Annotated in this window: 11 protein-coding genes; 7 read left to right on the forward strand and 4 right to left on the reverse strand. The window is 72.2% G+C overall.

The genetic code is table 11. From position 1 onward, the window contains the following. Nucleotides 1-191: 191 nt before the first annotated feature. From PT931_RS02980 to PT931_RS02990, 3 genes are all read right to left on the reverse strand, one after another. Complete coding sequence (locus PT931_RS02980) at nucleotides 192-1025, reverse strand: YbaB/EbfC family nucleoid-associated protein (protein ID WP_456244160.1); 834 nt, start codon at nucleotides 1023-1025, stop codon at nucleotides 192-194. 103 nt (nucleotides 1026-1128) lie between these two features. Continuing rightward, nucleotides 1129-1572, reverse strand: a complete 444-nt coding sequence (locus PT931_RS02985) for a hypothetical protein (RefSeq protein WP_456244161.1) — start codon at nucleotides 1570-1572, stop codon at nucleotides 1129-1131. Then, on the reverse strand, nucleotides 1569-2423 hold the full coding sequence (locus PT931_RS02990) for an amidohydrolase family protein (protein WP_456244162.1): 855 nt from the start codon (nucleotides 2421-2423) through the stop codon (nucleotides 1569-1571). Before PT931_RS02990 ends, PT931_RS02985 begins: the two co-directional genes overlap by 4 nt. Before the next feature lie 143 nt (nucleotides 2424-2566). Here PT931_RS02990 and ffh point away from each other — a divergent pair, with 143 nt between their 5' ends. From ffh to PT931_RS03005, 3 genes are all read left to right on the forward strand, one after another. Further along, nucleotides 2567-4099 carry a signal recognition particle protein gene (ffh, locus tag PT931_RS02995; protein WP_456244163.1) on the forward strand — a complete coding sequence of 511 codons (1533 nt, stop codon included), beginning with the start codon at nucleotides 2567-2569 and terminating at the stop codon, nucleotides 4097-4099. A gap of 63 nt (nucleotides 4100-4162) precedes the next feature. Next, entirely contained in the window at nucleotides 4163-5242 is a 1080-nt protein-coding gene (locus PT931_RS03000; protein ID WP_456244164.1) for an amidohydrolase family protein, read from the forward strand. Between the two features lie 135 nt (nucleotides 5243-5377). Beyond that, the gene (locus tag PT931_RS03005; RefSeq protein ID WP_456244165.1) at nucleotides 5378-5881 is read left to right on the forward strand and encodes an Imm21 family immunity protein; all 504 of its coding nucleotides are present in this window, start codon (nucleotides 5378-5380) and stop codon (nucleotides 5879-5881) included. 152 nt (nucleotides 5882-6033) lie between these two features. Here PT931_RS03005 and PT931_RS03010 read toward each other — a convergent pair whose 3' ends face one another. Continuing rightward, on the reverse strand, nucleotides 6034-6819 hold the full coding sequence (locus PT931_RS03010; protein WP_456244166.1) for a choice-of-anchor D domain-containing protein: 786 nt from the start codon (nucleotides 6817-6819) through the stop codon (nucleotides 6034-6036). A 176-nt stretch (nucleotides 6820-6995) separates the two neighbouring features. Between PT931_RS03010 and proS the strand changes: the two genes are divergently transcribed. From proS to PT931_RS03030, 4 genes are all read left to right on the forward strand, one after another. Continuing rightward, entirely contained in the window at nucleotides 6996-8402 is a 1407-nt protein-coding gene (proS, locus tag PT931_RS03015; RefSeq protein ID WP_456244167.1) for a proline--tRNA ligase, read from the forward strand. 116 nt (nucleotides 8403-8518) lie between these two features. Further along, nucleotides 8519-9061, forward strand: coding sequence for a DUF402 domain-containing protein (locus PT931_RS03020; RefSeq protein WP_456244168.1), 543 nt, complete (start codon nucleotides 8519-8521; stop codon nucleotides 9059-9061). Nucleotides 9062-9077: 16 nt separating this feature from the next. Beyond that, entirely contained in the window at nucleotides 9078-10124 is a 1047-nt protein-coding gene (locus PT931_RS03025; RefSeq protein ID WP_456244169.1) for a WD40/YVTN/BNR-like repeat-containing protein, read from the forward strand. Nucleotides 10125-10203: 79 nt separating this feature from the next. Then, entirely contained in the window at nucleotides 10204-12786 is a 2583-nt protein-coding gene (locus PT931_RS03030; protein ID WP_456244170.1) for a hypothetical protein, read from the forward strand. Nucleotides 12787-12972 lie beyond the last annotated feature (186 nt).

Below are 12972 nucleotides of genomic sequence, written 5' to 3' on the forward strand. Positions count from 1 at the left end.
TCACCTGGTAGAACATGCCCATCAGCGAGCCCAGGTCGTCGCCGCCGAACGGGTCGCCGTTGCCGTCGAGCTGCCCGTTGAACGCGGCGATGTCGGTGTTCATCGTCTGGGCGGCCAGGTTCATCCGGTCGCCCGACATCATGATCCCCTCGGGATCGATGCTCTTCTCAACCATGTGTCGTCCCCCTCCGTCAGGGCTCGCGGATGCTGCCCATGATGTCGGTCAGATTCCCGGTGTACCGGCGCATGTGCTCCACGCTGAGGTTCTGCAGCTCCCGGGCCCGCCCGGCGAGCTGGTCGAGCCCGTCGAGGCCCCGGGCCTCGCGCCGCCGCCCGTCGAGCGCGTCGAGCGCCGCGTTGACGGCGGCCAGCACGGCGTCGGCCAGGTCGAACGAACTGAGCCGCACCGACCGCGCCGCCAGCTCCAGCCCCGTCACCTTCGCCGCCGCGTCGACGGTCGCGGTCACCACGCCGTCCGGGTCGGACCCGGTGCCGGTCGGCGGCTCGGACTCCTCGGGGACGTCGAGCGCCGCCCGGGCCGTCCGCAGCATGTCGGTCGCCTCCGCGAACAGGTGGCTCGCGCCCTGCGGCCCGGGGTCGCCCCGCAGCCCGGTGCGGTCGCCGACCTTGCTCATCGCCTCGGTGAGCGCCGAGCTGAGCATCTGCAGCATCCGGCTGCTCTGGTCCTCGACCTCGCGCAGGCCGCCGAGCAGGGCGTCCATGTCCGGCATCGGGTCGGTCGCGGCAGGGGCCCGGGCCCGCAGCGCCTCGAATGCCGCGTTGACCGCCTCGGTGAACAGCGCGGCCAGCTCGGTCGGGGCCTGGCGCAGCAGCCGGGGCTCGAGCGTGATCGCGCTGACCCGGCCGGACCGGGCGGTGACCCGGACCCCGCCGTCGGCGCTCTCGCCGACCGCCTCCACCGGGTCCCCGGAGCCGTCCGTGCCGCCGGCCCGCAGCGCGGCCAGGGCGCGGAGCTGTTCGTCGATCCGCTCGGTGAAACTGTGATCGTCCTGCGGCGTGATCATGCCGGTACCCCCAAGTGCGTCACGGGCGCCCGTCTTCCCCCGCGGGACGCCCGGCAAGATCATACAAAGCCGGCGCCAGGGGTCCTGGGCGCGTGGACGCGGGCTACCCCGGCGGCGTCGGGTGCAGTTGGCGCCGGAAGAGCCGCATCAGGCAGAGGTTCTCCGCGATCGTCATCGACGCGTACGGCCCGTGGTGCTTGGCGCTGGTCTGCCCCGTGCGCAGCGCCTCCTCCGCGTTGGCCAGCGCGAACCGGATCTCCGCGAGGTAGACGCCCTCCAGGAAACAGGGCGGCTCGTCGGCGGCGATCAGGGCCGCGCCGATCTCCCACAGGGTGCGGCGGATGTTGCCGGACAGGAACAGGTTGCGGGCGGCCAGGGCCCGGGAGTAGAGCCGGACGTACAGCGTGAAGTGCGCCGGGTCGTCCAGCACGAGGGGCAGGATCCGGCCGTCGCCCAGGTCGACGTCGACCTGTTCGGGGTGCAGGCCGCGCTCGACGACCTCCCGACAGACGTCGTGCACGTCGGTGCCCTTGATGGTGGTCCTCACGACGTCACGTCCAGCACCCGCAGCAGGTTCCCGCCGAACAGGTCCGGCATCCGTTCCTCGGGCACCCCGGCCATCGCCGCCATGATCCCCATCGACTGCAGGGACACGGTGCTCGACGAGTAGGGCTTGTCGGAGCCGTACATCACCCGGGACGGGTCGACCTCGCGGAGGACCTGGAACAGGTCGTAGACCCGGACGACCGAGGTCTCGAAGTACACGTTGGGGAAGGGTTTGAGCACCCGCAGCGCCCGGGGCATGTCGATGAACGAGGCGTGCCCGAGGATCAGCTTCAGGTGCGGCAGCGCGGCGGCGACCGTGGCGACGTCGTGGGAGATGGCCGGCATGCCGTAGCCGGTGTGCACGAGCACCGGCAGCCCGTCGTCGGCCGCGCGCCGGTAGATGGGGCGCACGAGGTCCGAGCCGATCTCGAACTCCTGCGCGCGGGGGTGCAGCTTCACACCCACGTGCCCCCGGGCCAGGCACAGCTCGTACTCCGCCTCCCACGGCCCGTGCGGGTTCAGCCGCATGAACGGCAGCAGCCGGTCGGCGTGCGGCGCGCACTCGGCGAAGATCCGCTCGTTGGGGACGTGGAAGTCCTCGCCCTGGTCGGGGTCGTTGAACGGGAACACGACGGCCCCGGTGACGTCGAACTTGGCGAGGTCGGCGAGCAGCCCCTCGGCGTCCAGCGTCTTGCCGTCCGTGTCGGTGCCGAGGTGGGTGTGCGCGTCCCAGATCGGGGCGTTCTCGACGGCGGAGGCCGTGACCTGACTCAGGTACTCGTAGGAGTCCATCGCCATGCCCCCCTGGGGAATGGCCCGCAGGTCGAAGTACCGCTCGTACGGGATGCGCATCGCAACATTATTAGCTACGTCACAGCGGAAGTCGCGGCGGGTGGCGGGTACCAGATGCGGCTTTTGACCGGCCTGAATGAACTGGGACGGGGCCGGTAGTCTGGAGCGACGCGGATTCAACCACCACCAAGGGATGACCTGACGTGTTCGACACGCTCTCCGACCGGCTCTCTGGCATCTTCGCCCAGCTCAAGGGCAAGGGGCGCCTCAGTGACGCCGACATCGACCGCACTGCCCGGGAGATCCGGATGGCGCTGCTCGAGGCGGATGTCGCCCTGCCCGTGGTCAAGTCCTTCATCCACCAGCTCAAGGAGCGCGCCCGGGGCTCCGAGGTCTCCAAGGCCCTCAACCCGGCCCAGCAGGTCATCAAGATCGTGCACGAGGAGCTCGTCGGGGTGCTCGGTGGCGAGGCGCGCCGGCTCCAGTTCGCCAAGCAGCCCCCCACGGTGATCATGCTCGCCGGCCTCCAGGGTGCCGGTAAGACGACCCTGGCCGGCAAGCTCGCCCTGCACCTCAAGGGCCTCGGCCACCAGCCGATGCTCGTCGCCGCCGACCTCCAGCGGCCCAACGCCGTCCAGCAGCTCCAGGTGCTGGGCGAGCGGGCCGGCGTCGAGGTCTACGCGCCCGAGGTCGGCAGCGGCGTCGGCGACCCGGTCCAGGTGGCCCGTGACGCCCTCGAGCACGCGAAGCGCCACATGCGCGACATCGTCATCGTCGACACCGCCGGCCGGCTGGGCATCGACGAGGAGATGATGGCCCAGGCCGCCGCGATCCGCGACGTGACGAACCCGGACGAGGTCCTGTTCGTCATCGACGCGATGGTCGGCCAGGACGCGGTGGCCACGGCCGAGGCGTTCCGTGACGGGGTCGGCATCACCGGCGTCGTGCTGTCCAAGCTGGACGGCGACGCCCGCGGTGGCGCCGCGCTGTCGGTCCGCAACGTGACCGGCCAGCCGATCATGTTCGCGTCCACCGGCGAGAAGCTGGAGGACTTCGACGTCTTCCACCCCGACCGGATGGCGTCGCGGATCCTCGGCATGGGCGACATGCTCACGCTCATCGAGCAGGCGGAACGGGTCTTCGAGGACGACCAGAAGGAGAAGATGACCGCCAAGCTCATGGGCGGTCAGGACTTCACCCTCGAGGACTTCCTCGACCAGCTGCTCGCGGTCCGCCGGATGGGCCCGATCTCCAACCTGCTGGCGATGATGCCCGGCATGAACCAGATGAAGGACCAGATCGCCGAGGTGGACGACAAGCACCTCGACAAGGTCACCGCCATCATCCGGTCCATGACCCCCGGCGAGCGGACCGACCCGAAGCTGCTCAACGCCTCGCGCCGCACCCGGATCGCCAACGGCTCCGGCACGTCCGTCACGGACATCAACCAGCTCATCACCCGGTTCACCGAGGCGCAGAAGATGATGCGCCAGATGGGCGGCATGATGGGCCTGCCCGGCCGGGGCAAGGCGAGCTTCACGAAGTCGCAGAAGAACAAGCGCAAGGACGCCAAGAAGAAGGGCGGCGGCGCGTCCGGGGCCCGGGCCAAGGGCGGGATGCCGACGCTGCCCCCGGGTCTGCCGCCGCAGCTCCCGCCGGCCGGTGGCATGCCGGACCTGCCCCCCGGCTTCAAGCTGCCGAAGATCGACTTCAACAAGTTCAAGAAAGACAAATAGCATTTATCAGTACGTGTGCCCGGCCCCTGCCACCCGGTGGTGGGGGCCGCTAGATTGAGGGCCATGGCCCTACACGTGCGTGGTGTCGTCCTGCCCGACGACGAGGTCCGGGACCTGTGGCTGGTCGGCGACCGGGTCACCTATGAGCCGGTGCCCGACGCGACGACCGTGGTGGACGGCGGGTTCATCCTGCCCGGCCTGGTGGACGCGCACTGCCACCCCGGCATCCGCCCCGGCGGCGGCCCGGTGGACTCCCTCGACGAGGCCCGCGGGCTGGCCGCCATCGACCGCGACGCCGGGGTGCTGGCGATCCGGGACATGGGCTCCCCGTTCCCGTACGCGGAACTGGACGACGCCGAGGACATGCCCCGCCTGGCCCGGGCCGGCCGGCATCTCGCCCCGGTCAAGCGCTACCTCCGGGGGATCGGCGAGGAGCACGAGGCCGACACCCTGCTCGACGGGGTCCGCCGGCAGGCGGCGGCCGGCAACGGCTGGGTGAAGATAGTCGGGGACTGGATCCAGCGCGACACCGGGGACCTGGCCCCGTCCTGGGACGCCGACGTGATGCGGGCCGCGGTCGCCGAGGCCCAGGCGGCGGGCGCGCGGATCGCGGTACACACCTTCGACGAGCAGGCCGTGCGGATCTTCGTCGACGCCGGGGTGGACTCGGTGGAGCACGGCACCGGCCTGTCCCTCGACCTGATCGACACCATGGCGGCCCGGGGCACCACCCTGACCCCCACCATGATCAATATCGACACGTTCGAGGGCATCGCGCGCCAGGCCGACGGCAAGTTCCCGGTGTACGCGGCCCACATGCGCCGCCTGCAGCGCGACTTCCCGTCGGTGGTGGCCGCCGCGTACGAGGCCGGCGTGCAGATCTTCATCGGCACCGACGCGGGCGGCGGGATCAGCCACGGGCTGGCCGCCGAGGAGATGCTGCTCCTGCACGAACGGGCCGGGATGAGCGCCCTCGACGTGCTGGCCGCGGCGTCGTGGAAGGCGCGCGAGTGGCTCGGCTTCCCCGGCCTGGTCGAGGGCGGGCTCGCCGACCTGGTGGTCTATCCGGCCGACCCCCGGCGCGACCTGTCCACGGTCCGCGAGCCGGTCCGCATCATCCTGCGGGGCAGGGTCCTCCGGTAGCGGCGGCGCTCCGCACCGCCTACCCGCCACCGCGTGGCCCACCACCACCGCCCGCTGTATCTTCGTCCCGGCCCACCACCTCGCGCCCCGGGCCCCGGCTCCCCGGCGCCCGTCCGTCCGTCGAATGGAGGCGGCATGCCCCTGACCTGGGTGACCTCCTTGGTCGGCCCGTTGATCCTCGTCCCCGAGTCGGCCTGCGCCGACTGGCCCGGCGCCCCGGACTCCCACCCGGACGGCACCAGCGACCACGACCGGGCGGGCGAGATCGACGGATACGTGGACGTCATCGACCTCCACGACACGCAGGTCCTGGTACTGGGCGAGGAGCAGTTCCGGACCACCTACCTGCCGGCCCACCGAACGCTCGTCCGCCTCGGGGCCGCCGACGGCGACGTCGACCTCCCCGCGCTCGTCGCGGAGCTCCTGCCGGGCGCGGTGTGGACGTCCGCCGTGGGCTGGACCGTCACCGAACCCGTCGTCCTGTTCGACTCCGTGTACGGCGGCGCCGAGCTCGCCGGGGAGGAACACCTGCGGATCGACCTGGCTCCGGGCGAATACGTCGCGGAGGGCGCCTGGGTGGAGGCCCGGGGCGCGTGCCTGATCCTGGTGCGGCTGACCCCGCGCGGCGCGACCCCCTGAGTCACCGCCGCCCCGCCAGCGACACCCGCCTACCACCCGCCCCGGAACGACGACCGGGGATGACCGGGCGCATGCGCGCCCCCGTCATCCCCGGCCAACCCCAGGGGCGGTACCGCCTGCGCGGCCCACCCCTGAGAGCGTCCCTCCCGCGGCTACGCCGCCTTACGAGCCTTGCTCAGCCGTCGCAACGCGAACCCGGTGACCACCAGGAACCCGGCAAGCCCCAGCAACGTCGGCACCAACGGCCCCCCGCCGGTCACCGGCAGCTCGGGCGTCGGCGGCGTCGTCACCGGCGCGCTCGGCGTGACACTGGCGGTCGCCGACGGAGACGCGGTCGTCGAAGGGGACGGCGACGTGGACGGCGACGGGGTGGTCGACGGCGAGGGCGACGGGGACCCCGAGGGCGAGGGCGTCATGGACGGGGTCGGGCCCGACTGGGACCCCGACCCGTACAGCTTCGCGACCCGGATGTGCTCCGGCCCCACCTGGTCGGTCACCGTGAGCGTGCCGGAGCGCGGCCCGCCCGTCGTGGGCTTGAACGCGACCTTCACGGTGCAGCTGCCGGCCGGCCCGGGGACCGACGTACCCGTGCAGGTGTCGTCGCTCTTGATGAAGTCCCCGGCGTTGGTGCCGCCGATCGTCACGGCGGTGATGGCGTAGGGCGCGTTGCCGGTGTTGGTGACGGTGAACGTCTGGGTGGGGCTGGTGGTGCCGACCTGGTGGCCGCCGAAGTTGTGGCTGGCCGGGGCGAGGCCCACGATGGGCGCCGCCTTGGCTCCGGGCACGGCGGGGGCGGCGACGGGTGCGGTGACGGGTGCGGCGACGGCCGGAGCCTCGCCCGCCGCGGTCGTCATGGCGAAGGCGGCCAGGGCCGCGAACACCCCGACCGCGCCGGCCACCTGGGCCTGCACGGACAGGATGGGGGTACGTGTCCTCATTGTTCTCCTCGGAGCATGTGTGCGGGCTGCGCGAGGTGTGCGACTTCCCGTACTGAAAAAGTCTTCTCGGGCCCGAGTGTACGGATCATTAACGACTAAGTACCCTTAAACGGGTATAAGCGTTTGAAAAGGGGTCGCCGAGGTGACGGCGCGGCCCGCGACTAGGATCGGTGCCCATGGCGCGTGTGCTCACTCCCCGGGCGGAAGACTTTCCCCGCTGGTACCAGGATCTGATCTCCAAGGCCGAGATGGCCGACAACGGGCCGGTGCGCGGAACGATGGTGATCCGACCGACCGGCTACGCGATCTGGGAGCGGATGGTCTCCGACCTCGACGCCCGGATCAAGGCGACCGGCGCGGAGAACGCGTACTTCCCGCTGTTCATCCCCGAGAGCTACCTCAAGCGCGAGGCCGAGCACGTCGAGGGCTTCAGCCCCGAGCTGGCCGTCGTCACCCACGGCGGCGGCAAGAAGCTCGAGGAGCCGGTCGTGGTCCGCCCGACCTCGGAGACGGTCATCGGCGAGTTCATGGCCAAGTGGACCCAGTCCTACCGGGACCTCCCGCTGCTGCTCAACCAGTGGGCGAACGTGGTCCGCTGGGAGATGCGCCCCCGGGTGTTCCTCCGGACCAGCGAGTTCCTCTGGCAGGAGGGCCACACCGCGCACGCCGACGAGCAGGACGCCCGCGACTACGCGCGCCGCATCCTGCACGAGGTGTACGAGGACTTCATGGTCAACGTCCTGGCCATCCCGGTGCACGTCGGCCGCAAGACGAACCGGGAGCGGTTCGCGGGCGCGACCAGCACGTACACCCTGGAAGCGCAGACCGGCGACGGCAAGGCGCTCCAGATGGGCACCAGCCACGAGCTGGGCCAGAACTTCGCCAAGGCGTTCGACATCTCCTTCTCCGCGAAGGAGGGCGGCCAGCAGCTCGCGTGGACCACGTCCTGGGGCGTGTCCACCCGGATGGTCGGCGGCCTGATCATGGTGCACGGCGACGACAACGGGCTGCGGGTGCCGCCGAAGCTGGCCCCCATCCAGGCCTACGTCATGGTCGTCAAGGACGGCGAGGGCGTGTCCGAGGCCACCGACCGGGTGCTCGCCGAGCTGCGCGCCGCCGGGGTCCGGGTGCAGGTCAACGACCGGACCGACACCCCGTTCGGCCGGCGCGCGGTGGACGCGGAGCTCAAGGGCTACCCGGTCCGGATCGAGATCGGCCCGCGCGACATCGCCGAGGGCAACGTGACGATCGCCCGGCGCACCGACGGCTCCAAGGTCGCGGTGACCGTGGACGGCGTGGTCAAGGCCGTGCTCAACGCGCTGGAGTCCGACCAGCAGGCGCTGTACGACCAGGCGCTCGCCGCCCGCGAGGCCCGCACCAGTGACGCCGGCACGCTGGAGGAGGCGATCGAGGTCGCCGGTTCCGGGTTCGCGCGGATCGCGTGGGACAAGGTCGGCGTCGAGGGCGAGGCGAAGGCCAACCAGTCGGCCGTCAGCGTGCGGTGCCTGGTGCGCGAGGACGGCGGCGTGCCGCTGAGCCAGGACGAGCCCGGCCTGACGGCGTACCTGGCGCGTTCCTACTAAGAACGTCATCTGGTTACGGTGGGCCCCGGCCCGGTGCCATCGGCGCCGCCCAGGGGCACCGAGCACGGAGCACGCGGGGGCGGCCTGACGGCCGCCCCTCTGGCTATGGTGGGCCGATGCCCCACGAGATCCGGATGTCCTTCGGCGGCGTCGTCTGCCAGATCCTCCCCGTCCGCCCGGTGCTCGACGACGGGCGCGGCCCGCTGCTCGCCCTGCCCGGCGGCACCCCGGTCCGGCGGACCCTGACGGACCCGCCGCTGCGCGAGATCCCCCGCGACGAGTGGCCGGAGGGCGGCTTCCCCCTCCAGGACGACGTCTGGTTCGGGAACGGCGTGCTGATCTTCCAGCCGCACGGCGCGGACCACGCGGTCTGGTGGTTCTTCACCGACGCGGGCGAGTTCGCCGGCTGGTACGTGAACCTGGAGACCCGCAGCCCCGACGGCACCCACGTCACCGACCAGGAGCTCGACATCTGGGTGGAGCCGGACCGGACCTGGGAGTGGAAGGACGAGGAGTCGTTCGCCGCCAAGACCGGCGATCCCCGGTTCTGGTCGGCCGAGGAGGCCGCCGATATCCGGGCGGAAGGGAATCGGGTCGTGAAACTGATCGAGGCGGGGGAGTTCCCGTTCGACGGAACGTGGACCGACCTGCGTCCTTAGAGTACTTTCCGAATGCATGATGAAGAAGATCGTCGTGACCGCAGCGGTCGCCGCCCTGATCCCCCTGTCGGGTACGGCGGCCCAGGCCGCACCGCACCGGACGTACGCGTGGGAGCTCAACTCCACCCCCACCACCTCCCGGCTGCGCGGCCTGGCCGCCGTGAACTCGCACATCGCCTGGACCTCGGGTTCGGGCGGCCGGATCCTGCGCACCACCGACGCCGGGCACAACTGGGCCTCGGTCGGCCCGGCCGGCGTGGAGACGCTCCAGTTCCGCGACATCGAGGCGTTCGACGCGAGGAACGCGGTCGCGCTGTCGATCGGTCCCGGCACGGACTCCCGGATCTACGTGACCGCCGACGCCGGTCGCACCTGGACGAAGTCGTTCCAGAACACCGACGAGAACGCCTTCTACGACTGCGCCGCCTTCGGTGACCGCCAGCACGGCCTGGTGATGTCGGACCCGGTGGACGGCAAGTTCCGGTTCCAGTCGACCTCCGACGGCGGCCGGACCTGGTCGCTGGTGGACCCGGCCGGGATGCCGCCGGCGCTGGCGGGCGAGGCGGCGTTCGCGGCCTCCGGTACCTGCCTGGTGGCCCGCGGGCAGGACTACTGGCTGGCCACCGGCGGCGGCGCGTACGCCCGGGTGTTCCACTCCTCCGACCACGGCCGGAACTGGACCGTGGCGAACACCCCGGTCCGCAGCCTGGAGTCGGGCGGCATCTTCTCCCTGGCGTTCCGGACCGCCACCGAGGGCATCGCGATCGGCGGGGACTTCGCGGCCCCCGACCGGGCCGGCCAGCTGCTCGCCGTCACGCACGACGGCGGCGCGACGTGGACCGAGGTCACCGACACGGCCCCGAAGGGGTACCGCTCGGGCGCGGTCTGGACGGGCGCGGAGTACATCGCGGTCGGCCCCACGGGCAGCGACTACTCGGTCGACGGGATCACCTGGAAGCAGTTCGACGCGGGCAGCTTCGACGCGGTGTCGGTGGCCGACGGGAAGCACGTCTGGGCGTCCGGCGAGCAGGGCCGCGCCGCCCGGCTGGTGATCCGGCACTGAGCCGTACTGTCCGATCCACGTCACCGATCGGACAAAGCGGCGCGGCGGGGGAGCGGGTCCGATCGTCCATCATGGATCCATGACGAGACGGCGCGACACGCTCCCCGCCTTCGACGGCGCCGCCGAGCTGATGGACCTCCTGGGCAGCCTGTACGCGCCGCCGCCCAACCTGCGCTGGCGACGGTGGCGGCGCAGGATGCCGGTCGTGCACCTCGTCCGGGGCCCGGCGAACGCGGACCTGCTCGACCGGGTCAAGCTCCGGTTCTCCGAGCAGATCCCGACCGCGCGCCTCCAGCTCACCGCGGACGACGGGGACAACCTGCGCGCCGTGCTCGCCCATCTCGTGGAGCTGCTGGCCGGGGCGCGGGCCTCCGGCGGCCGGCTGCGGTTCCGCCGGCACCAGCTGGTCGAGTACCTGCTCCAGCCCCTGCCCCAGGACGGCACCGCCGACGCGGCCAACCGGGACCGGCTCCGCAGGCGGCTGGTCCGCTGGCTCGGCGCGGTCGACCAGGCCAAGGAGGCCGTGCCGAAGGAGTGGCTCCGGGTGCTGGTCGGCGCCCTGATCACCCCGGCGACGGCGGTCGCGGCGGCCCTGGTCGGCCGGTTCGGCCGGCACGCCCGCTGGCTGACCACCCAGCCGTACCTGAACCCGGCCGGGGCCGCCGGACTGACCGGGTTCAGCCGCCAGCTCGGCAACGCCCGGCACGTCGAACGGCACCCGGTCCAGGTCGAGCAGCTGCTGGTCGCGGCCTTCCTCGCCGACCTCAGCGCCGCGTCCACCCGCCGGCTGTTCGGCTGGACCCGGCCCCGGTGGCGCCGCCGCCCGGTCGCGCTGCTGATCGACGACCTGACGCGCGCCCCGGTCGGGCCCCGGCTGCTCCAGGCGCTGCTGGACGAGCGCCGCGCCGCCCCCGGCGACCCGCTGCTCCTGCTCGTCGCCGACACCGAACCCCTCGCCGAACCCCCGGGCGAACTGGCCATCGCCGCCCCGGCGCTCCGCCAGCAGCTCGACAACGGGGTGCAGGGCCAGGAGATCGAGACCCTGTCCGTGCCCGACGCGGTCGCCCCGGTGACCGAGGTGCCGTTCACGCTGCGGGAACGCCGGCTGTGGCCCGGCTGGGTCTGGCCCACGGTCGCCGGGGTCCTGGTCGTGGCGCTCCTGGGCGGGGTGGGCGGCACCTGGCTGACGGACCGCCGGACGTGGTCGGCGGAGCACTGCGGGCTGGCGGGACCGGTCGACGGCGTGGACGTGCTGACCGTGGGGCGCGAGTGCGTCGGGGTGTCGGACGGGTCGTACCCCTTTGTGAACGATCTTGATCTGTCGAAGGCCCAGGCGGCGTCCGTCCTGGGCGTCCGGCGGGCCGAGATCGACCGGCTGCGCACCGTGCAGGCCACGATCGGCGCCCGCAACGCCGAGATCGTCGGCAGCGGCCGGCCCTACGTGACGATCGTGCACATGACCGCCATCTCGGTGTCCAGTCCCTCCGGGGCCCTGCTCAAGGGCGCGCGCGAGGAACTGGAGGGCGTCGCCGTCGCCCAGCGCGAACTGGTCGAGTCGGGCACGCCGATCCGGGTGCTGATCGCCAACGCCGGCTACCGGATGGGCCACGCGCCCCGGGTCGCCGACCTGGTCGTCGCGCTGACCGCCAGCCGGGGCGTGGTCGCTGTCACCGGCATGGGCCAGAGCCTGGCCCCCACGAAGGTCGCGATGGGTCGGCTCCAGGCCGCCGGGCTGCCGATGGTGGGCAGCGTGACCTCCGACGACGAGCTGCCCACGCTGTACCCGCTCTACCACCAGGTCGGCCCGGCCAACCGGCGCGAGGCCTCGGTCGCCGCGGCGTTCGTCAAGGTCAGACTCCAGGCGACCACCATCCGGGTGTACGCCTCGGGCGACCCCGCCGACACCTACAGCGACAACCTGGCCAGGGACGCCGAGGAGGAGTTCGCGAAGGCGGGGCTCACGGTCGAGCTCCCCGGCCAGGGCCGCTACCGCACCGAGGCGGCCCCGACCCTGCCGCTCCCGACGGCCGCCCAGCGCGGGATCGACGCGTGCGGGAGCGACAGCCTGCCCTTCTTCGCCGGCCGGGAGGCGGAGCTCAGCGAGTTCCTCAGTGGCCTGTCGCAGAGCTGCCCGTCGAAGCGGGTCCGGATCCTGGCCGGCGACGACGCGACCCGGTTCGTCCTGGACGGCAAGCTCGCCGGCTTCCCGAACGTGGAACTGCGCTACATGTCGTTCGCGAGCAGCGCGGCGCTGGCGACCGGCGGCGGGTTGACGGGCTGCCAGCCGGCCCGGTTCTACCAGCTCTACCAGGAGCTGTTCGCCCGGCAGTGCGACGACGCGCTCGACGGCCGGGCGCTGATCGGCCGGGACGCGGTGATGGTGATCGCCCAGGCGGTGTCCCGGATCCAGGCCAACGGCGCCCAGATCCCGATCAGTCCGGGCGAGATCCGGTGGGGGATCTGGCGGATCGGGGACCCGAAGCCCTTCGTGGGCGCGAGCGGCCTGATCGACTACGCGCACGCCCCTACCGGACAGGTACCCAGGAACAAGGTCGTTCTGGTCATGCTCGCCCAGGTCGGGCAGCCCCGGCCGACCCTGGAGTGGCAGTGCGGCACGCTCGACGACGCGCATCCGGCGGCCAGGGGCTGCCCGGTGGAGTGAGAGGGCCCGCTCTCTCCGCGGCCCGGGGAGTGGGACTGCCCACGCTCTCCCCGGCCCGGGGAGTGAATCGGCCCGCCCGATGGCGCTGATCGCGGAATGGTCTGGCAGAATGGTCGGCTGGTAACACTGTCGTGTCGGCGCCCTCTAACCCCGGCACGGCGGCAGTCCACCCGAGGAGCCAGCGCC

The organism is Longispora urticae, from assembly GCF_053902585.1.

What these genes read in the sequence shown, in the direction of transcription:
- PT931_RS03025 (WP_456244169.1), top strand. Translation starts at nt 9,078, where the DNA reads ATGATGAAGAAGATCGTCGTGACCGCAGCGGTCGCCGCCCTGATCCCC.
- proS (WP_456244167.1), top strand. Translation starts at nt 6,996, where the DNA reads ATGGCGCGTGTGCTCACTCCCCGGGCGGAAGACTTTCCCCGCTGGTAC.
- PT931_RS03000 (WP_456244164.1), top strand. Translation starts at nt 4,163, where the DNA reads ATGGCCCTACACGTGCGTGGTGTCGTCCTGCCCGACGACGAGGTCCGG.
- PT931_RS03005 (WP_456244165.1), top strand. Translation starts at nt 5,378, where the DNA reads ATGCCCCTGACCTGGGTGACCTCCTTGGTCGGCCCGTTGATCCTCGTC.
- PT931_RS03010 (WP_456244166.1), bottom strand. Translation starts at nt 6,819, where the DNA reads ATGAGGACACGTACCCCCATCCTGTCCGTGCAGGCCCAGGTGGCCGGC.
- PT931_RS02980 (WP_456244160.1), bottom strand. Translation starts at nt 1,025, where the DNA reads ATGATCACGCCGCAGGACGATCACAGTTTCACCGAGCGGATCGACGAA.
- PT931_RS03020 (WP_456244168.1), top strand. Translation starts at nt 8,519, where the DNA reads ATGCCCCACGAGATCCGGATGTCCTTCGGCGGCGTCGTCTGCCAGATC.
- PT931_RS02990 (WP_456244162.1), bottom strand. Translation starts at nt 2,423, where the DNA reads ATGCGCATCCCGTACGAGCGGTACTTCGACCTGCGGGCCATTCCCCAG.
- PT931_RS03030 (WP_456244170.1), top strand. Translation starts at nt 10,204, where the DNA reads ATGACGAGACGGCGCGACACGCTCCCCGCCTTCGACGGCGCCGCCGAG.